The sequence below is a fragment of the Tistrella arctica genome (assembly GCF_039630945.1).
GTDB classification, from domain to species: Bacteria; Pseudomonadota; Alphaproteobacteria; order Tistrellales; family Tistrellaceae; genus Tistrella; species Tistrella bauzanensis.
The window spans coordinates 430,115-448,381 of record NZ_JBBKTV010000005.1 but is presented as its reverse complement, the minus strand read 5'-3'; the positions used below and the strand labels follow the sequence as shown (position 1 = coordinate 448,381).

20 protein-coding genes are annotated in these 18,267 nt (G+C 68.2%); 6 read left to right on the top strand and 14 right to left on the bottom strand.

Going from position 1 to position 18,267, the window contains the following annotated elements; all coding sequences use genetic code 11:
* Nucleotides 1–5 precede the first annotated feature (5 nt).
* The 12 genes from WG924_RS13635 to WG924_RS13580 all read right to left on the bottom strand — a co-directional run bounded on the left by WG924_RS13635 (nt 6) and on the right by WG924_RS13580 (nt 12,263).
* Nucleotides 6–599 (bottom strand): TetR/AcrR family transcriptional regulator, encoded by a 594-nt coding sequence (locus WG924_RS13635; RefSeq protein WP_372045162.1) that lies wholly within the window; start codon nt 597–599, stop codon nt 6–8.
* Nucleotides 600–638: 39 nt separating this feature from the next.
* Nucleotides 639–1,670, bottom strand: a complete 1,032-nt coding sequence (locus WG924_RS13630; protein ID WP_345933661.1) for an aldo/keto reductase — start codon at nt 1,668–1,670, stop codon at nt 639–641.
* A gap of 138 nt (nt 1,671–1,808) precedes the next feature.
* On the bottom strand, nt 1,809–2,807 hold the full coding sequence (locus WG924_RS13625) for an alpha/beta fold hydrolase (RefSeq protein ID WP_345933585.1): 999 nt from the start codon (nt 2,805–2,807) through the stop codon (nt 1,809–1,811).
* Nucleotides 2,744–4,057, bottom strand: a complete 1,314-nt coding sequence (locus WG924_RS13620; protein ID WP_345933584.1) for a bifunctional alpha/beta hydrolase/OsmC family protein — start codon at nt 4,055–4,057, stop codon at nt 2,744–2,746. Before WG924_RS13620 ends, WG924_RS13625 begins: the two co-directional genes overlap by 64 nt.
* Before the next feature lie 131 nt (nt 4,058–4,188).
* The gene (locus tag WG924_RS13615) at nt 4,189–4,536 is read right to left on the bottom strand and encodes a hypothetical protein (RefSeq protein ID WP_345933583.1); all 348 of its coding nucleotides are present in this window, start codon (nt 4,534–4,536) and stop codon (nt 4,189–4,191) included.
* A 112-nt stretch (nt 4,537–4,648) separates the two neighbouring features.
* Nucleotides 4,649–5,581: an ABC transporter permease gene (locus tag WG924_RS13610; protein WP_345933582.1), complete on the bottom strand. Its 933-nt coding sequence runs from the start codon at nt 5,579–5,581 to the stop codon at nt 4,649–4,651.
* Complete coding sequence (locus tag WG924_RS13605; RefSeq protein WP_345933581.1) at nt 5,574–6,728, bottom strand: ABC transporter permease; 1,155 nt, start codon at nt 6,726–6,728, stop codon at nt 5,574–5,576. Before WG924_RS13605 ends, WG924_RS13610 begins: the two co-directional genes overlap by 8 nt.
* Nucleotides 6,728–8,284: an ABC transporter ATP-binding protein gene (locus WG924_RS13600; protein ID WP_345933580.1), complete on the bottom strand. Its 1,557-nt coding sequence runs from the start codon at nt 8,282–8,284 to the stop codon at nt 6,728–6,730. Before WG924_RS13600 ends, WG924_RS13605 begins: the two co-directional genes overlap by 1 nt.
* Entirely contained in the window at nt 8,281–9,375 is a 1,095-nt protein-coding gene (locus WG924_RS13595) for a BMP family ABC transporter substrate-binding protein (RefSeq protein ID WP_345933579.1), read from the bottom strand. The genes WG924_RS13600 and WG924_RS13595 overlap by 4 nt, the downstream gene beginning before the upstream one ends.
* Nucleotides 9,376–9,444: 69 nt before the next feature.
* Nucleotides 9,445–9,834 carry a VOC family protein gene (locus tag WG924_RS13590; protein ID WP_345933578.1) on the bottom strand — a complete coding sequence of 130 codons (390 nt, stop codon included), beginning with the start codon at nt 9,832–9,834 and terminating at the stop codon, nt 9,445–9,447.
* A 50-nt stretch (nt 9,835–9,884) separates the two neighbouring features.
* Complete coding sequence (locus WG924_RS13585; RefSeq protein WP_345933577.1) at nt 9,885–10,895, bottom strand: isopenicillin N synthase family dioxygenase; 1,011 nt, start codon at nt 10,893–10,895, stop codon at nt 9,885–9,887.
* A gap of 402 nt (nt 10,896–11,297) precedes the next feature.
* Entirely contained in the window at nt 11,298–12,263 is a 966-nt protein-coding gene (locus WG924_RS13580) for a D-2-hydroxyacid dehydrogenase (protein WP_345933576.1), read from the bottom strand.
* Nucleotides 12,264–12,505: 242 nt separating this feature from the next.
* Between WG924_RS13580 and WG924_RS13575 the strand changes: the two genes are divergently transcribed.
* The gene (locus WG924_RS13575) at nt 12,506–13,033 is read left to right on the top strand and encodes an Mpo1 family 2-hydroxy fatty acid dioxygenase (protein ID WP_345933575.1); all 528 of its coding nucleotides are present in this window, start codon (nt 12,506–12,508) and stop codon (nt 13,031–13,033) included.
* A 45-nt stretch (nt 13,034–13,078) separates the two neighbouring features.
* Here WG924_RS13575 and WG924_RS13570 read toward each other — a convergent pair whose 3' ends face one another.
* A complete protein-coding gene (locus WG924_RS13570) occupies nt 13,079–13,594 on the bottom strand; it encodes a winged helix-turn-helix transcriptional regulator (RefSeq protein ID WP_345933573.1) in 516 nt (171 codons plus the stop codon).
* A gap of 208 nt (nt 13,595–13,802) precedes the next feature.
* Between WG924_RS13570 and WG924_RS13565 the strand changes: the two genes are divergently transcribed.
* The 3 genes from WG924_RS13565 to WG924_RS13555 all read left to right on the top strand — a co-directional run bounded on the left by WG924_RS13565 (nt 13,803) and on the right by WG924_RS13555 (nt 16,665).
* On the top strand, nt 13,803–14,783 hold the full coding sequence (locus tag WG924_RS13565; RefSeq protein ID WP_345933572.1) for an NAD(P)H-dependent flavin oxidoreductase: 981 nt from the start codon (nt 13,803–13,805) through the stop codon (nt 14,781–14,783).
* 333 nt (nt 14,784–15,116) lie between these two features.
* Complete coding sequence (locus WG924_RS13560; RefSeq protein ID WP_345933571.1) at nt 15,117–16,040, top strand: pirin family protein; 924 nt, start codon at nt 15,117–15,119, stop codon at nt 16,038–16,040.
* A gap of 121 nt (nt 16,041–16,161) precedes the next feature.
* Nucleotides 16,162–16,665 carry a DUF4149 domain-containing protein gene (locus WG924_RS13555; protein WP_345933570.1) on the top strand — a complete coding sequence of 168 codons (504 nt, stop codon included), beginning with the start codon at nt 16,162–16,164 and terminating at the stop codon, nt 16,663–16,665.
* Nucleotides 16,666–16,681: 16 nt separating this feature from the next.
* Here WG924_RS13555 and WG924_RS13550 read toward each other — a convergent pair whose 3' ends face one another.
* Nucleotides 16,682–17,062 (bottom strand): VOC family protein, encoded by a 381-nt coding sequence (locus tag WG924_RS13550; RefSeq protein WP_345933569.1) that lies wholly within the window; start codon nt 17,060–17,062, stop codon nt 16,682–16,684.
* A 172-nt stretch (nt 17,063–17,234) separates the two neighbouring features.
* On the opposite strand from WG924_RS13550, the gene cas2 reads away from it, so the two are divergent.
* Both cas2 and WG924_RS13540 read left to right on the top strand, forming a co-directional pair.
* The gene (gene cas2, locus WG924_RS13545) at nt 17,235–17,531 is read left to right on the top strand and encodes a CRISPR-associated endonuclease Cas2 (protein WP_345933660.1); all 297 of its coding nucleotides are present in this window, start codon (nt 17,235–17,237) and stop codon (nt 17,529–17,531) included.
* A gap of 99 nt (nt 17,532–17,630) precedes the next feature.
* Nucleotides 17,631–18,260: a hypothetical protein gene (locus WG924_RS13540; RefSeq protein WP_345933568.1), complete on the top strand. Its 630-nt coding sequence runs from the start codon at nt 17,631–17,633 to the stop codon at nt 18,258–18,260.
* Nucleotides 18,261–18,267: the final 7 nt, after the last annotated feature.

Genomic DNA, 18,267 nt, shown 5'->3' with positions numbered 1-18,267 from the left:
TGGTGTCAGGCCAAAGCGGGGGGCGCCAGTGCCGTGACCAGCAGGTCGAACACCGCCTCGAAGGTCTGATCGATCAGCGGATCCCGCCAGGTGGCGGCATGGGCCGGGTGATGGAAGGCGGCGGTCGCGGTCAGCACGGCGCGGGCCATGGCTTTGGGCTCGCCCAGGCGGATGTCGCCGGCAACCATGCCATCGGCCAGAATACGGGCGACCTGGTCGATCAACTCGGCCACATGGGCGTCGATGACGTCGCCGGCATCGGCCGACAGCGCGTGATAGACCGCGAAGAGTTCGGGATCGTCCAGAACCTTGGCGCGCTTGAGCGCCATCAGACGATCCAGCCAGCGCCGCAGGCGCGGCAGGGCCGGCCCGTCGCCGGCGGCAATCTGGCCGAGCGGCGCCGCCACCCGGTGCAGCCAGCGCCGGGCGACGGCTTCGCGCAGCGCCGTCTTGCTGGGGAAATGGCGATAGATGCTGCCATGGCTGACGCCCAGCGCCCGTGCCACATCGACCACGGTGGTCTTCTGCGGCCCGAACCGGCGGAGCACGTCTTCCGCCGCATCCAGGATCTGTTCGGGCGTCAAACTGCCGTCGGCCACATCCCGTCTGCCTGAACGCACGGCCCGTCTCCCTGAAGGTCAGTCCATCGGCAGCCGGCGTTCGCTGTCGAGCATCCGCATCTGCCCGGCATCATAGCGCGTGCCCGCCACCGCTTCCGCCGGAATGGCGTCGCGAATGCGTGCAAGATCGCCGCTGTCCAGGTGAATGTCGAGCGCGCCGAGCGCTTCGGCCAACCGCGTCCGGCTGCGGGCGCCGATCAGCGGCACGATATCCGGCCCCTGCGCCAGCACCCAGGCGATGGCGATCTGGGCGGGTGTTGCCGCCTTTTCCCCGGCGACCACCGACAACACCTCGGCCAGTGCCAGATTGCGGGTCAGATTGTCGCCTGAGAAGCGCGGCAGATGGGCGCGGAAATCATGCGGGTCCAGGGCGTCGGCACGCTGGCGCCAATCGCTGCCCAGCAGCCCGCGCGACAGCACGCCATAGGCCGAGATGCCGATGCCGAGCCGCCGCGCCGCGGGCAGGATTTCGGATTCGATCCCGCGGGAGAGCACCGAATATTCGATCTGCAACCAGCGCACCGGATGCACGGCGCTGGCCCGTTCCAGAGTGGTGGCCCCCACTTCCGACAGGCCCAGATGCCGGACATAGCCGGCATCGATCATCTCTTTGACCGCGCCCACCGTGTCCTCGATCGGCACCGCGGGGTCGAGCCGCGCCGGCTGATACAGATCGACGTAATCGGTGCCCAGGCGCTTCAGGGTCTGGGCCAGCGCGTTCTTCACCGCAGCCGGCCGGGTGTCGATGCCGACGAAGCCGCCATCGGGGCTGCGCATCCCGCCGAATTTCACCGCGATGAACACATCCTCGCGCCGGCGTCCGCTCAGTGCCTCGCGGATCAGCATTTCGTTGTGGCCGCTGCCATAGAAATCGCCGGTATCGAGCAGCACCATCCCCTGGTCGAGGGCGGCATGGATGGTGGCGATGCTCTCATTGCGATCGGCGGGTCCATAGAAATCCGACATGCCCATGCAGCCGAGACCGAGTGCCGGGAGATCGACGGCGGCGAGCCCATGGCTGCCGCCGTCACCGATCTGGCGGCGGGGCATGGGTGTGGTGGTACTGGTGGACATGGCGGTATCGGCAGGCATGGGCGGGATCCTCCCCTCACTGGTAATGAGAGGAGGATGCGCCGTCAGATGACAAAAATCAACTTCTGTCAGTGCATATCTGTCGATTGATTATGGTCAGTTGCCCGGATCATGAGGTTCGTCGAAGAACGCCGTGGCGATACCGGCGATCAGGGCCGGCCGTTCCAGCGGCAGCATATGGGTCAACCCGGCCAGACGGACGAAATCGAAACCGGCGCGGACGGCGATTTCGGGCGCGATCTCGGCGGTGAAATCGCCGGTGCCATCGGGACGGCGGCCGGCCATCATCAGGCTGGGCGCGACCAGCCCGGGCTCGCGGCCGGCGCGGTCGATCAGCGACCACAGGTCTTCGCAGGTGTTGCCGCTGTAGAAGCCGCTTTCGATCGCGGGCTTGCAGGCCAACTGGAAGCCGTCGCCATCATCTGCCGGCACCAGCAGGGCCGCTGCCAGATCGTCCGGTGCCTGCGGTTCCATCTGCGCGAATTCGGGCCGGTCGCGGAAGATCTGCGCGAAGGCCTCGGGCGAGGCGAAGCGGTCCTTGCGCCGGCGGGTACGCTCGGCCAGGAAATCGCGACCGCTCGTGGCCTCGGCGGCGCCGGGCATCGAGGCCGCGGGCACCAGCGGCGGCTCCATGAACACCCGCCGTCCATACAGCCGGCCATGGGCATATTCGGCATGCAGCGACAGCACACCGGAATAGGAATGGAACAGGGCGTCGGGCAGCATGCCGGCATCCTCGGCCACATGCCGCGCCACGGCGGTCCAGTCCTCGGCAAGCCGGGGTTGGGTCGGGCCGCTGCCGGCCAGATGGGCATTGATGCCATGGCCGCGCATGTCGAGCAGAACGACCTCGCGATGCCGGGCCAGGCGCTGCCACAAGCCGCGATAGGCATGGGCGGCGAACCCGACGCCATGACCCAGGATCACCGGCCGCACGCCGCGCGGGCCGATGCGTGCCAACAGGAATTCGGCCCCGTCGTCCAGGGTGAGGATCTGGCGCACTGGCGCCCCGGCGGCGGTGGCGGCGGCGCTCAGCCGGTCGTCGCGCGGGTGCGGATGATGATCTTGGAATGCAGCGTCCGATGAACCGGGCATTTGTCGGCAATCTCCATCAGCTTGGCGTGCTGGCTTTCGTCGAGGGGACCGTCGAGGGTGATATCGCGATCGATGACATCGACCTTGCCCTCGTGGGCCTCGCATTCCGCGCAGTCTTTCGCGTGCACCTTCGCATGCCCAAGGCCCACCGTCACCTTCTGCAACGGCCAGCCCTTGCGATCGGCATACATCCGGATGGTCATCGCCGTGCAGGCGCCAAGGCCGGCCAGCAACCAGTCATAGGGCGCCGGCCCCGCATCCTGGCCGCCCATCGCGACCGGCTCGTCGGCCAGCAGCAGATGGCGGCCGATCCTGATCGTGTTGCCGAACGGGCCACGGCCGTTTTCCGCCACCATCACCCGGCCTTCGGGCGGCAGGGCGCCGGCGGCGCTGGCGGCATCGACAGCGCCGGCATCGGGGCCGGCCTCGTCGGCACGGTGGCGTGTGGTCGCCTGTGGCGGGGTTTCGGTATCGTGCAGGGTATAGCGCGCGGCCCAACTGGCGATCACCGCGGCCGCATAGGCGCCGTCTTCCGCCTCGCTCAACAGATGGTCGGCGGTGTCCAGCGACACGAAGCTCTTCGGATGGCGGGCGGCGATGAAGATCCGGGTGGCCTCGTCGATGCCGACGATCTCGTCGCGGGGCGCGTGCAGCACCAGCAATGCCTTGTGCAGCCGGCCCAGCCCTGCCAGCACGTCGGCTTCGCGGATACCGTCGAGAAAGGCGCGGGTGACGGTGATGTCACGCCCGCCGATGGGGACATGGCCCACGCCATCGGCCTCGGCGTCGGCGGGGGCACGGCCCAGATGGTGCAGGATATGCGCCGGCGCCGAGGGGGCCGCGATGGTCGCCACCGCCCGCAGGCTGGCGATGCGCGGAGCGGCGGCGAGTGCGGCCGTGCCACCCAGGCTGTGGCCGATCAGCAGCACGGGCGGCCGTCGGTGCCGGGCCAGCCAGTCGGCGGCAATCAACAGGTCGTCGACGTCGGCCACAAAGCTTGGGGCGAACCCCGGTGCATCATCGGGACCGGCGCCGGTGAAATCGATCCGCAACACGCCGAACCCCTCGGCCGCAAGGCCGCGGGCGATGCGGCTGGCGGCGAGGCTTCGGGCGCTGCAACTGAAGCAATGGGCAAAGATCGCCCAGCCGGCGGGAGCGGTGCCCGCTGCCGGCTCGTCGATCAGCGCCGGCAGATGGCGGCCATCAGGGCCGATGATCTCGGGGCGCGACGCGGGGCTCGGGTGCGACATCGGCGTGATCCTTCGACGGAGGGCGACCGGAGGCGAGCACGCCTTGCGGCGTGGCCTCCGGCCCGTCGCGGCAGTCTACCCCGCCGCGCGGTCGAAATCGCCCGTTCCCGCGTGCCGCGCTCTGCTGTGGATCAACGGGCCGGCTTTGGCGGTGGCGCCGGCTGCCGGTTGCGGGTCACGTCGGCATTGCCCGGCGCGGTCTGCGAGGGCGGATCGCTGGCAGGAAAGCTTTCCTCGACGCCTTCGTCCAGCCGCTCGTCGATATGGGCGGCATCGGCGGCCTTTGCCTCGTCCTCCGGCGGCCGTTGGTTCGCCGGCGTGGATTTGTGAGGGCGGGTGACCGCCGGCGGGTCGCTGGCCGGAAAACTGTCGTCGATCGCCTCGTCCAACTGCCCGGCTTTGCGGGCCGTCTCGTCTTCGCGCATGGCATCGGCCGCCTGATCGGCCCTGGTGCTGTTCTTGGTGTTGGTGCTGTCCATCGCGTCGGATCCTCCTTGGGGGGCCATTCTGATGTGCGGCCGACAGATGCGGCCTGCAACCCTTGGAGGCTGTGTCAGTTCCGGGGCAGCGGTCAGGCTTGGTCCTCAGCGGTCAGGCCCGGTCCTCGCGCAGATAGGGACGGCCCAGTGCCGCAGGCCCCATGCCGCCATCGCGGCGCATCACCGCCGTGGCGACCGGCACCGCCAGCGCCGCCAGATAGGGCGCCATGAACAGGATGAAGGTCGGCACCGCCACGCCGGTCGCCTGAAGGCGTGGCACCAGTGCTTCGACCGCGCCGAACAGCATGGCGCCACCGATGGCACCGACAGGGCTCCACCGCGCCAGAATGACCACGGCGATGGCGATCCAGCCCCGGCCATTGGTCATGCCCTCGATCCACATCCGGCTGCCGGCCAGGGCCAGATAGCCGCCGGCCAGCCCCGACAGGGCACCGCCGGCCAGCACGGCGGCAAAGCGGGTGGCGGCCACCGACACGCCGGCGGCGTCGGCGGCATCCGGCGCCTCGCCCACCGCCCGCAGTTTCAGCCCGCTATCGGTGCGCGCCAGATACCACCAGACCAGCACCACCAGCGGCAGGCAGGCATAGAGCAGCGCATCCTGACCGAAGATGGCGGGTCCGATGCCGGGAAGATCGGCGCCGGGCCAGTGGTCCAGGCGCGGAAAGCCCGGCACGCCACGCTGGGCGTAATCGCGGCCCAGCAGGCCGGTGATGCCGGCGCCGATCGCGGCCAGGGTCAGCCCGGTCACCACCTGATCGGCCTTGAACACCAGACAGGCGAGCGCGAAGACCAGCGCCAGCGCGGCCCCCGCCAGCACGGCCGCGATCGCGCCGAGCACCGGGCTGCCGGTCAGCAATGCGGTGACGGCACCGGCCAGCGCGCCGCAGACCATCATGCCTTCGGTGCCAAGGTTCAGCACACCGGCGCGGCCGGCGATGATCGTGCCCAGGGCTGCAAGCAGCAGCGGCATGGTCATGGCCGGTGTGGCGCTGGCCCAGTTGGTCAGGAACAGGGCGTCAAACATCGCCGGGGCTCCGGTTTGCACGGATGCGGATGCCATAGCGGGCGATCATGTCGGCCGAGACCATCGAGACCAGGATCACCCCCTGGATCAGCAGCACCACGGCCCGTGGCAGTTGATAGAACACCTGTGCGGTATCGCCCGCCACATAAAGCCCGGCGGTCAGGATGGCGACCACCACCACCGGCAGCACGCCGAAGCGGGCAAGGAAGGCGATGACGATGGCCGAAAAACCGGTGCCGGTGGCGAGTGCCTGGGTCAGCCTGAATTCCTGGCCAGCCGCGATCATGAACCCGCCCAGCCCCGCGAGGGCACCCGACAGCAGCACCGATCCGGCGATCACACCCGCCACCGGCAGCCCGCAGGCAAAGGCGACGCGGGCATCGGCACCGACGGCGGCCACCCAGGCACCGATGCGCGACCGTTCCGCCACCAGCCACAACAGGCCCGCGATCATCAGGGCCGCAATCAGCCCGACATGGACCTTGCCCCAGCCCAGTTGGGCCAGCCGTTCGACGCCCGGCTGATAGCTGTCGGAATAGGGGAAGCTGCTGGCCGGATCCTTCCACACCCCGAACACCAGATGCTGCACCAGCAGGGCGGCCACATAGTTCAGCAGCAGGGTGGTGATGATCTCGTTCACCCCCAGCCGGCGTTTCAGGATCAGCGGCGGCAGGGCGCCCAGCATGCCGCCGGCCATGGCGGCCAGCGCCATCAGCAGCAGGCGCGCTTCCGGCGCGCCGGCATCGGTGACCGCGACCCAGGTGGCGAAGATCGCGCCCATCCAGACCTGACCCTCGATGCCGATGTTCCAGAACCCGACGCGCAGGGCCGCCGCCGCCGCCAGCCCGACCACGATCAGCGGTGTCGCCGCCACCATGGTCAGCGACAGCCCCTCGGCGGTGAAGAAGGTGAAGATGACGAATTCGTTCAACACGTCGCGCGGCGGCACGCCCGATGCCGCCAGCATCAACACCGTCAGCCCCAGGCCGACACCCAGGCCCACGACCAGGGCCGCCACTGTGTGGCGGGGCCGGACGTCGCGCCGTGGTGCCATGGTGACCCGCCAGGGCAGATGCCACCGCCGGGGTGGCCGGCCGGCTATGGGGCCGGCTATGGGGGCGGTGTGGGTTGGCGGGGGCGTGGTCATCAGGCCGGCTCCGCCATGGGGGCAATGGGGGCAATGGGAGTATGGGCCGGGGCATGTCCGGCGACCATCAGGGCGCCGATCTCGGCACGGGCGGCGCCGCGCGGCAACTCGCCCACGATGCGGCCGCGATTGATCACGCCGATGCGGTCGGATACCGCCAGGATCTCGTCCAGATCGTCGCTGATCAGCAGCACGGCGGCGCCGGCGTCGCGGGCGCGGACCAGCCCGGCGCGCACGGCGCCGGCCGCGCGCACATCCAGCCCGCGGGTGGGGGAATGGGCCAGCACCACGGCGGTATCGGGGTCGTCCAGCTCGCGCGCCAGCACCAGCTTCTGGGCGTTGCCGCCGCTCAACAGCCGGGCGATGGTGCGTGGACCGGCACCGGCGATCTCGTGAACCGCGATCGCCCTGCGGGCCCTGGTCTCCATCGCCTTGCGGTCCAGCCAGATCCGGCCGCCGCGCAGCCGGGTCAGCGACAGGTTCAGCGCCACCGGCAGGCTGGCCGCCAGTGCGGTGTGAAAGCGGTCGGCCGGAACGATCCTCAACCCGGCGCGCCGCCGTGCCGCGGGCGGCTGGCGGTCGAAGGCCTGGCCGTCGATGACGATCTGGCCGGCATCGGGCTGGCGCAGGCCCGCGATCATCTCGGCCAGTTCCGTCTGGCCGTTGCCGCCCACGCCCGCCAGCCCATAGATCTCGCCGCCATGCACGGCGATCTGCACCCCGTGCAGGGTAGGGGCGCCGTCATCGCGCCGGCCGGCGAGGTCGTTGACATAGAGACGCATCAGGCCCGGCCGGGCGGGCGCCGGTGGCATGGACGGTTCCGGTTCACCCACCATCAGCCGCGCGAGTTCGGCCGGACCAAGGCCGTCGGCGGGCAGGTCATGGGCCACGGTTTCGCCCGCGCGCATCACCGTTACCCGATCGGCCACGGCGGCGATTTCATGCAGCTTGTGGCTGATCAGAATGATGGCGCGGCCTTCATCCGCCAGCCGGCGCAGGGTGGCGAGCAGGGATGCGGCCTCGCTGTCGGCCAGAACCGCCGTGGGCTCGTCGAGGATCAGGATCCGGGCGCGGGTGATCAGCGCCTTCACGATCTCCACCCGCTGCATTTCGGCGACCGACAGATCGGCGACGCGTGCCGACGGGTCCAGCGCCAGCCCGGCTTCGGCGCCGGCGTCGGCGATCCGGCGCGCGATGCCGGATGCTGACAGGCCCTTCAGGGCGCGGCCGCAGGCGAGGCGCAGGTTTTCGGCCACCGTGAAGCCGCGCACCAGTTTGAAATGCTGGTGGACCATGGCGATGCCAAGGCTGGCCGCCATATCGGGGTCGGCCGCGTCGACCGCGCGCCCCGCCACCGACACCCGGCCGCGATCGGGCGCATAAAGCCCGGTCGCCACCGTCATCAGGGTCGATTTGCCGGCGCCGTTCTCGCCCAGCAGCGCATGGATCTCACCGAAGCGGGCGACGAAGCGCGCCGCTTTCAGCGCCGGCTTGCCATCGAAGGATTTATCGATGCCGGCAAGCCCCAGCGCCTCTCCGCCGCCCGCGACGGTCATTTCGGCAACGTGCCGCTGGTGCCCCGGACCAGGAAGTCCATGGCGAAGAGCTGGCCCACATCCAGCGTGGCGCCATCGGCCACCACCACCTTGCCCGACTGGTCGGTGATCGGCCCCTTCCAGATGTCCAGGCTGCCATCGGCGATCGCGGCCCTGGTTTTCAGGATGTCGGCCTTCTGCGCGTCGGTCAGGGCCGTGCCGGTGAATTCCGAGATGTCGACCACACCGGTCGACAGACCCTCGAAATAGCTGCCGCCTTCGAAGGTGCCGTCGATGGCGGCCTTCACCTGCGGCACCACGAAGGCGCCCCAGTTCCAGGTCGCGGCCATGATATGGGCATTGGGGGCCGAGGCCGACATGTCGGCGTTATAGCCGATCGACTTCACGCCGGCGCGTTCGGCGGCGACCTGCGGTCCGGGGGTGTCCTGATGCTGGCCGATGACATCGGCGCCCTGTTCGATCAGCGCCTTGGCGGCGGCTTCCTCGCGCACCGGATCGTACCAGGTGTTGGTGAACGACACCGCGACCTCGGCCTTCGGGTTGACCGACTGCGCGCCCAGGGCGAAGGCGTTGGCGTTCCACAGCACCAGCCCCAGCGGATAGGCGGCGACGAAGCCCAGCTTGTTGGATGTGGTGGCATAGCCGGCGGCCATGCCGGCGAGGTAAAGCGACTCGTAGGACCGGCCGTAATACGACGCCAGATTGGGCGCCGTGGTATAGCCGGCCGCATTCATGAACACCACGTCCGGGTGGCGGGCGGCGGCTTCCTTGAAGGCGTCGGAATAGCCGAAGGCAGTGCCGATGATGATGTTGAAGCCCCGGCCGACATAGCGGTCGATCACCTGCGACACCCGCTCGGTCACCTCGGGGATGCTCTCGGTATAGGCGGTCGGGATGCCGAGCTCGGTCTCGATCGCCTTGCGCGACTGGTCATGAGCCCAGGTCCAGCCCAGATCGCCGACCGGGGCGATATAGATGAACGCGACCTTTGGGTCGCCCTTGATGCCCATGGCCGCATCGGCGGGTGCCGGTGTGGTCGACATCAGGCCGAGTGCCACCATCGCCGCCATAAGGGCTGCGCGTATCCGCATGTGATCTGTTCCTTGGGAAGACGTGTCAGACGGGTAAGGGTGGGGGGCCGAGGTCGGTCCGGTCTCGTGTCAGTCGAGCATCTTGTTGATCCGGAAGACATTGCCTTCCGGGTCGAGCAGCACGGCCTGATACCAGTTGTAATAGGTGTGATAGGGCGCCTTGATCAGCGTCGCGCCCCGTTCCACCGCCTTGGGCACCATGGCGTCGACCTCCTCGACGGTGTCGACATCGATGTTCAGCAGGAATCCGACGCCGGTGGGGTTCGAGAAATCCTGAAGCTTCAGCAGGTCATAGGCGTCGGGCGCGTTGAAGCCGATGGCACAGGGCCCGGCGTCGATCCCCCGGAAGATCGGCGATCGGATCGCCTCGATCTCGGGGAAGCCGAAAACCTCGCTATAGAAGCCCGACAACGCCACCACGTCGCGGGCGAAGATGTTCACATAGCTCAGATGCGCCATCAGGCGTCACTCCCGGTCATGGACGACATCGTTCGTGGGATGCCTGCCGGTCAGGCGGCGTCGCGGCCCTGGGCGGTCTGTTTGGTGAACTTCATGTACAGGTGGTCGCCCGACGAGACCGGCGCATATTTCGGCGGATGCTCGGGGCTCTGGCAGCTATCGAGGCAGGTGACCATCGCGTCGTAATTCGGCTGATGGAAGAAGACCAGCGAGATGCGGCGGCTGTCGCCGGCCTTGTCGCGCGGCGGGTTGACCACCCGGTGCATGGTGGAAATCCAGGTGTCGTTGGTCCACTGCATCATCAGGTCGCCGATATTGACCACGAACGAGCCGGGGATGAACGGCACGTCGACCCATTCGCCCAGCTTGTTACGCACCTGCAATCCGCCCGGCCGGTCTTCCTGGCGCACGATGGTCAGGCTGCCATAATCGGAATGGGCACCGGCGCGCATCTGGCCGGGCAGCGGCTCTTCGGCCTGGCTTGGGTAGTTCAGCACCCGGAACATGCTGATATGGCGGTCGATCTTGTCGTCGAAGAAGCTCTCGGGCAGATCCAGCGCCAGGGCGAACAACCGCATCAGATCGGCGGCAAGCTGCTCCTGCGCGGTGAAATAGGCCTGCCACACCGGCCGCAGCTCGGGCAGGTCGTCATCGGGCCACGGATTGGGCGCGAAATGCACCGCGGCCACGCCCTCGGTGAAATAGGGGTCGTCGGCGGGTACGTCGAAGGGGCCGACCGAGAAGCTTTCCTTGAGGTCGGGCGGGGTCGGGTCGTCGAGGCTGTAGGACAGACCTTCCTCGGCCAGCCCGCTATAGCCGCGGACCTGATCGGGCGAGGGCTGGCCGACCTTGCGCTTCAGCGGCTCGGGCAGGTCGAAGAACCGGCGCGAGACGTCATAGGTGTCGGACACCAGATCCGCCGGCACGCCATGGCCGGTGATGACCATGAAACCGATATCGCGGCAGGCCCGGCCGATTTCGGCCGCGACCCGGGCCTTGCCCTCGGGCGTGCCCAGGTAATAGTCCGACAGGTCGATGACGGGAACGTTTTCGAGTGGCATGGATGCCTCCACAACGCGGGGACCGCTGGCGCGCCGGTTTGATCGGCGCGCATATTCTGGGCGGCATGGCCCGCCGCCAACGCCGGCACGCCGCGATCAGGCGGCCCTCCGGGCTGTCGGGTATCGGGCCAGGTGCTGCGTTCGCATGCGGGGGCATTGCGTCGGCGACCTGCTGCGGGGCAGGGACGCTGGCGTTGTAGAGATACGCAAAACCCATGCCAGGGGCCGGGAGAATTCCTGCCATCGCATGGTCAGGAAAAGCCTGACCATCTGGTCAGTTTTCCGACGGCGTGCGTTCAGAATTTGATTAAATATTCACCATATGCACATTCCATGGCCATTCTGCCCGAAATATCGGCAGAGATGCCATGGCCATGGCCATGGCCGGCTGGCGATGCCGGGTCAGTCCATGATGCGGGGCGTGACCAGATGGGTCAGGGGCGCGCCGGCCGCGAGGCGGTTGACATTGTCCACCGTGACCGCGGCAAGCCGCTGGTCGACGGCCGCCGAGCCATTGCCGGCCACATGGGGCGTGATGATCAGATTGGGCGCGCGCCACAGCGGATCATCGGCGGGCAGGGGTTCGGGATCGGTGACGTCCAGACCGGCGCCCCCGATCCGGCCTTCCAGCAGGGCCGCGAGCAGGGCGGTCTTGTCGACCACCGCGCCGCGCGCGACGTTGATCACCAGCGCATGGTCCGGCAGCGCGTCCAGAACCGTGCGGCCGATCAGCCCGCGGGTGGCATCGCCCAGCGGCAGGCAGGCATAGAGCACGTCGGTGCGCGGCAGCACCGATGCCAGATCGCCGATCGGCACCACCTCGTCGGCCAGCGGGTGGGGGCTGGCGCTGCGGGTCGCGGCGATCACCCGCGCGCCGAACGGTTTCAGGCGCCGGGCCGTCTCCACGCCGATCGATCCGAAACCGAGCATGGTGACGGTGCGGCCTTCCAGCGAGCCCATGTCGCGCTGGATGCTGCGATCCCATTCCTGACGGGCATGGGCGATGGCGGCGTCGGGCAGCCGGCGGATCAGCGCCAGCATCATGGTGAGGGCGTGTTCGGCGACCGTGGGGGAATAGGCGCCGCCGGCATTGGCGACCAGCAGGCCATCAGGCACGCCATGGCCATCGAGAGGGTCGAAACCCGCGGTCAGCAACTGGACGAGTTTCAGCCGCGGCCTGGCAGCCGCCACCAGATCCCGCACCTTGGGCGACCAGTATTGCGAGATCATGGCAATCGCATCGACACCGTCCGCCAGGGCGCGGGCGAAATCGTCGCCGTTCTGGGCGATGATCGGCTCGTGTCCCGCCTCTGTCAGCTTTGCCGCCACCATGTCGCGACCATTGGGGGTCCAGACGGCGATGCGCATGGGATGGCTCTCCTGCTCAGGATCGGGCGGTGCGTGCCTGATTGTGGTCTACCTTTAAGTGCCGCGTGCGCGAAGATTCCGCAAGCCTTTGTCGGCGGCGCCCCGGTGCTGCGGCGATCTGTGTGGGCCATGTTCGCAACAGGTCTGGCAACGGATGCCGCCGCGTCACATATCTTTGGAACGATGCAGAAGCAGACCCGACCGGGGGCCGTAACCGCCGGCATGAAGGGAGGACAAGGGCGATGGAGAAGCTCGTCGACCGTCTGGCGTCCTATGGCGCCTATCACCGCGACATGCGGAATATTCTCACCCATTTCATCGGCATACCCATGATCGTGGCCGCGGTCGCCATTCTGCTGTCACGGCCGATCGTGGATCTGGGCGACCTGTCGCTCAGCCCGGCGATGGTGGTGGCGGCGCTGGCCGCTGTCTATTATCTGGCGCTGGATCTGCGCTTCGGGCTGGTGATGACCGCTCTGTTGGCGCTGACGGTCGCGATCGGCGATGCGCTGGCCGTGGCACCGATGGCGGTATGGCTGGGTTGGGGGCTGGGGCTGTTCATGGTCGGCTGGGCCTTCCAGTTCGCCGGCCACTACTATGAAGGCCGCAAGCCCGCCTTCCTCGACGATCTGGCCGGGCTGTTGCTGGGGCCCTTGTTCGTGGTCGCCGAGGCAGCCTTCATGGTGGGGCTGCGGCGCGAGGTCGCGTCCGCGATCGAGACCCGTATCGGTCCGGTCCGGGTGCGGGAGCGGGGCCGTCAGCGCGGTTGATGCCGCGACCCTGCCGGCCATGGGCGTGCCGCGCGCGCCGGGCGTTCAGCCCGTCGCGCGCCCCGCGCTGCCATGGCGGCCATAGACGAAATACCGCTCGGCATCCTCATCCGTGATGCCGGGCCCAGGTTCCACCGACACCTCGCGCGGATTGACCGGCTCGCCGCATTCGGAACACGCCATCACCGGCTGAAACACATGGCCGCAGGGCAGGTGGCGGTGCAGCACCGGCACGCCGTCGCTGTCGCTGCGCCAGGTGTCGCCCCATTTCAGAATCGACATCAGCACCGGATAGAGATCGAGCCCCTTCTGCGTCAGGCGGTATTCCTCGCGCACCGGCCGATCCTGATAGGGCACGCGCACCAGCACCCCGGCCTCGACCAGCTTGCGCAGCCGGTCGGCCAGCACATGGCGGGTGATGCCCAGGCGCGACTGGAAATATTCGAACCGTCGCACCCGCATGAAGCACTCGCGCAGGATCAGCAGCGTCCAGCGGTCGCCGATCACCGACAGGGTACGGGCGATCGAGCATTGCTCTTCTTCCAGTTCCTTCCACCGCATCTGGTGGCGTCTCCCTTGCTTCGCCGGCGGCAGGCACCGGTCGCGATGCCATAGCCTAGCTTGACAGGTTCCAATTTGGAACGCACTCTTGGAAGGTTCCTATATGGAACTGACCAGCACGGATGCCTCGCCGCCGCCTTGTGTTCCGCGCCCTGAACGGGCCTGTGCCGCTGAGCCCGCAACAGAAACCGCCTGGAGACGCCAACCGATGAGCCTGCCTGAAAGCTTCAAGCGCCGCCTGCAACTCCCGGTCATCGGGTCGCCGCTGTTCATCCTGTCCAACCCCGATCTGGTGATCGCGCAGTGCAAGGCGGGCATCGTCGGCTCGTTCCCGGCGCTGAACGCGCGCCCCGGCCCGGTGCTGGAAGACTGGCTGAAGCGGATCCGCGACGAGCTTGGCCAGTGGGATGAGGATCATCCCGACCAGTTGTCGGCGCCTTACGCGGTGAACCAGATCGTGCACCGGTCGAATGAGCGGCTGGCCCATGACATCGACATGTGCGTGAAATATCAGGTGCCGGTGGTGATTTCGTCGCTGGGTGCCCGCGCAGAGCTGAACGAGGCGGTCCATTCCTATGGCGGTTTCGTGCTTCACGACGTGATCAACGACCGCTTCGCCCGCAAGGCGATCGAAAAGGGCGCCGATGGCCTGATCCCGGTCTCGGCCGGCGCCGGCGGCCATGCCGGCACGTGGTCGCCCTTCGCGCTGGTGCAGGAAATCCGCACCTGGTTCACCGGCACCATCGCGCTCTCGGGCTCGATCTCGACCGGCGCCTCGATCCTGGCGGCGCAGGCGATGGGCGCCGACCTCGCCTATATCGGTTCCGCCTTCATCGCCACGACCGAGGCGAACGCGACCGAGGCCTACAAGCAGGCGGTGGTGGACAACAGCGCCGCCGATATCGTCTACACCAATCTGTTCACCGGCGTGCATGGCAACTATCTGCGCCCCAGCATCGTCTCCGCCGGCCTCGACCCCGACAACCTGCCCGAGAGCGACCCGTCGAAGATGGATTTCGGATCGGGTGGCGGCATGAAGTCGAAGGCGTGGCGCGACATCTGGGGCTGCGGCCAGGGCATCGGCGCCATCGACGCGGTGCAGCCAGCGGCCGAACTGATCGCCCGCTTCAAGCGCGAATACGTCGAAGCCCGCGCCAGCCTGATCGGCCGCTCCGCCGCCTATATCTGAGGCAGTGAGTTTGACGGCCTTGTGACTGCGCGGCGACGGCCAGTTCCGTCGCCGCCCCGACGCACCCTCCCGGTGCAGCACCTCGGATGCCAGGGCGTCCGCGTTCATCCGGACGCCCGCCCACTCCCCCTCGGCATCCAGCCCCCGACCTGTCAGGCCGGGGGCTTTTCTTTGGGATCGCACGGAACCCTTGCCTGCACCGTCGCCCTGGCGGCGACACAGCGTCGCTGGCCGGCCGGCTTTCGCGGCGGTGGCGGGCGGGATAGGCTGGCTGGTGGTCGAGATGGCCGGGTACGGCCGTCTCTCGTGGTGTCGCCAGCGGAAGGGCAGGGCATGAGCAGGATCGACGGCGAGAGCGCGGGCGAGGCGGAGCCGGGGGGCTGTGCCGCGGTGGAGATGGTGATCCGTGGCCGGCCGCGGGATATCGGCGGGTTGAACGTCGCGCGGCTGCTGCCCTATGCCAAGCGCCGCGCGGTGGGGCCGTTCGTGTTTTTCGATCGCATGGGGCCGGTCAGCTTCGATCCCGGCACCGGGCTGGACGTGCCGCCGCATCCGCATATCGGGTTGGCGACGCTGACCTATCTGTTCGCCGGCGCCATCGTTCATCGCGACAGCCTGGGCACGGTGATGACCATCCGGCCCGGCGCCGTCAATCTGATGACCGCCGGCCATGGCGTCGCCCATTCCGAGCGCATGGCGCCGGAAGACCGCGCCTCAGGCATGGTGCTCGACGGGGTGCAGATCTGGCTGGCGCAGTTGAAGGGCGACGAGCGGGGCGCCCCCGGCTTCAGCCATCATGCCGCCGACGATCTGCCGGAGCTGCGCATCGGTGCCGGCGTCAGCCTGCGGGTGGTGGCGGGCGAGGCCTTCGGCGCCCGGTCGCCGGTGCCGGCCCCCGGCGGCGCGCTGTGCCTGGACATCATGCTGGATGCCGGCTGTGCGATCGAGATCCCCGACGACGTGCCGGAGCGTGCGCTGGCGATCATTTCGGGCGATGCCGCGATCGACGGCGTGGTGCATGAGGCGGGTGGTCTGGCCGTGCTGCGGGCGGGTGCGCGGCCGCTGGTGCAGGCGACCGAGGCCCCGGCGCGCGTCATGCTGATCGGCGGTCCGCCGCTGGATGGGCCGCGGGCGATGTGGGGGAATTTCGTCGCCAGCGACCCGGCGCTGATCGAGGATGCCAAGCGCCGCTGGGCCGATGGCGATTCTCCGGCCGTGGCCGAGGAGACCAGCCGCCTGCCGCTGCCGCCCGGCTGAGCGCCGGGCATCGCCGCCTTGTCACTGGGCGGTCACGGGTGACACCCGCCGGTCACGGGCGCCACAGCCCTGCCTCTCTCTGGTTGCGCGATGCTCGCAGGCGGGTGGTGGAGCCGGTGTGGTGCGCGCGCCATATCCACTGGTGATGAAGCGGCCGCAGATGGTGGCGGCCGGCAGTGGCGACAGGATGGCGCGGATGACCAGCATGGCAGCATCGGCAATGGTGGCACTGTATGTGTCGGGCATCATGCTGGGTGCCATGGTGTTCTTTTCCGGCATCGTGGCGCCGACCGTGTTCACCACGCTGGAGCCCGAACCCGCCGCCCGGCTGATCCGCCGGATCTTTCCGCGCTATTATCTGGTGCTGATCCTGGCCGGCTTCGTCGCCGCCATCGCCGCCGCCATGGCCGCGCGCTGGCTGCCGACCCTGTTGTTCACGCTGGTGGCGGCCGGCGGGCTGGTGGCGCGCCACGGCATCATGCCGGCGGTGAACCGCGCGCGTGACGCCGAACTGGCCGGCGGCCCGATCGCCGGCCGCCGGTTCCAGCACCTGCACCGCGCCAGCATGCTGTTGAACGTGGCGCAGTTGATCGCCGCCGCGGTGGGGTTCGGCCTGCTGGCCTGAGGTTGTCGTCGCGCTGTCAGGCCGATGGCCGCATAGCCTTGGCGCCGCCGGCCTGCATGATTTCAATGGTGTTGCCGGCCGGGTCGGCGACATAGGCCGAGGCCGTGCCATCGCGATGCGCCTTCACCGGCCCGAAGGCCGCGGCATCGGGCCGTTCCACCGCCAGATGCGGCGGGTGCTGATCGGGGATCACCAGCGCCAGGGCGGTGTTGGCGAAGCCGAGCAGCGCCCAACTGCTGTCCTGATACAGCACCCGCACCGCAAAGCGGGCGCGATACCAGTCCACCGCCACGGCGATATCGGTAACGGCGATCGCCACATGATCGAGCCGGTCCAGAGCCGCGCCCGCCGCCGGCGCGCCATCGGATGCTGGGGCAGGTGTGGTTCCGTCGGTCATGTCGCGCCTCGCCTGGAAATGCCGGGCCGGCCTCAAAAGGGGGGGGGCGGGCCGATCCGATGGGGAATGATAGAGCGGCGGACGGTTCTGGCAACAGTGTGGTGCCGGTTTGTGGCGCGGCGCGCGTCCGTCTTATCGGGTGCATTGCACCATGATTATTTCTCTTGATGCGATGTGTTCCACACCAATAACCTGCTGTGACACCACCTACGAGGCACGCACCGCCTGTCGCCGCCTGCGCCGCGTGGCCCGCGCCTGCCAGGATTTCGGCCAGCGGGTGCAATATTCCGTGTTCGAATGCGATGTCGACCCGGCCCAATGGGCCATGCTCCGCGCCCGTCTGCTCTCAGAAATCGACCCCGACCGCGACAGCCTGCGCTTCTACCGCCTGGGCGCCAACTGGCGCCCCAAGGTGGAACATGTCGGCGCCAAACCCGCCACCGATTTCGACGCGCCGCTGATCATCTGACCCACCCCCCTACTCACCGCGTCAACACGAGCTGAAGCTTGACCGTGTCGATTTTTTCAACCACTTTGTAGGTCGAGAAAATCGGCACGAGGCGCAGGTATGACCGAGCACGTCAAAACCAAAATTTTGCAGGATCCTGCCGACGTCGATCAGCGACTCGAGCAGCTTGGATTGACTCGCGAGGGATTGATCCGCGTGATCCACGTCGCGCTAGCTGAACGCAACAACGCTACCGGCCTGCATCCGTCGAATGCGCCTGGTACCTTCTCCTACCATCACGGTGTAGCAGCCCTCCGCCGCGAATACCTGGGAGACGATTGGGAGAAGGATGACAGCGACGGAATAGAGTCGATCCGCAATGACTCCATTGGTGTCAAGGTCTCCTTCGGCAATGTCGGTGAAGCCTGCGGCCGCGATCATCCCAAACCGCGTTCCAAAAAGGGGGCGGGGGCGGAACGTGCCAGCGGGCCAACCCTTTTTGAGCACGCTGGAGTGGGCGATCTCGAATCCTATGCGGTGAAGCCAGTTGATGGCCTTCCGCTGTATTACCTGATGATGGATCGGCAGGGCCGAGCAGAACTCACGCGCCCGGTTATTGCCCGCGGCACCTTCGTGGCGGCTATAGAGCGCATCTTTCTGATCAAGGACGTTGAAGAAGACGACACGATCCTGCCGCTCAATGCCGATGATGTCGCGGATGATTTCGAGCCGCAGATCGTTCGTAAGTAGAACGACC

Bases quoted from the DNA above. Each gene is read 5' to 3' on its own strand.
- WG924_RS13575 (WP_345933575.1), top strand. From the start codon at position 12,506: ATGGAGAAGCTCGTCGACCGTCTGGCGTCCTATGGCGCCTATCACCGC.
- WG924_RS13570 (WP_345933573.1), bottom strand. From the start codon at position 13,594: ATGCGGTGGAAGGAACTGGAAGAAGAGCAATGCTCGATCGCCCGTACC.
- WG924_RS13610 (WP_345933582.1), bottom strand. From the start codon at position 5,581: ATGTTTGACGCCCTGTTCCTGACCAACTGGGCCAGCGCCACACCGGCC.
- WG924_RS13600 (WP_345933580.1), bottom strand. From the start codon at position 8,284: ATGACCGTCGCGGGCGGCGGAGAGGCGCTGGGGCTTGCCGGCATCGAT.
- WG924_RS13560 (WP_345933571.1), top strand. From the start codon at position 15,117: ATGAGCAGGATCGACGGCGAGAGCGCGGGCGAGGCGGAGCCGGGGGGC.
- WG924_RS13625 (WP_345933585.1), bottom strand. From the start codon at position 2,807: ATGCCCGGTTCATCGGACGCTGCATTCCAAGATCATCATCCGCACCCG.
- cas2 (WP_345933660.1), top strand. From the start codon at position 17,235: ATGTGTTCCACACCAATAACCTGCTGTGACACCACCTACGAGGCACGC.
- WG924_RS13630 (WP_345933661.1), bottom strand. From the start codon at position 1,670: ATGCCCCGCCGCCAGATCGGTGACGGCGGCAGCCATGGGCTCGCCGCC.
- WG924_RS13595 (WP_345933579.1), bottom strand. From the start codon at position 9,375: ATGCGGATACGCGCAGCCCTTATGGCGGCGATGGTGGCACTCGGCCTG.
- WG924_RS13565 (WP_345933572.1), top strand. From the start codon at position 13,803: ATGAGCCTGCCTGAAAGCTTCAAGCGCCGCCTGCAACTCCCGGTCATC.
- WG924_RS13615 (WP_345933583.1), bottom strand. From the start codon at position 4,536: ATGGACAGCACCAACACCAAGAACAGCACCAGGGCCGATCAGGCGGCC.
- WG924_RS13585 (WP_345933577.1), bottom strand. From the start codon at position 10,895: ATGCCACTCGAAAACGTTCCCGTCATCGACCTGTCGGACTATTACCTG.
- WG924_RS13620 (WP_345933584.1), bottom strand. From the start codon at position 4,057: ATGTCGCACCCGAGCCCCGCGTCGCGCCCCGAGATCATCGGCCCTGAT.
- WG924_RS13605 (WP_345933581.1), bottom strand. From the start codon at position 6,728: ATGACCACGCCCCCGCCAACCCACACCGCCCCCATAGCCGGCCCCATA.
- WG924_RS13580 (WP_345933576.1), bottom strand. From the start codon at position 12,263: ATGCGCATCGCCGTCTGGACCCCCAATGGTCGCGACATGGTGGCGGCA.
- WG924_RS13590 (WP_345933578.1), bottom strand. From the start codon at position 9,834: ATGGCGCATCTGAGCTATGTGAACATCTTCGCCCGCGACGTGGTGGCG.
- WG924_RS13550 (WP_345933569.1), bottom strand. From the start codon at position 17,062: ATGACCGACGGAACCACACCTGCCCCAGCATCCGATGGCGCGCCGGCG.
- WG924_RS13540 (WP_345933568.1), top strand. From the start codon at position 17,631: ATGACCGAGCACGTCAAAACCAAAATTTTGCAGGATCCTGCCGACGTC.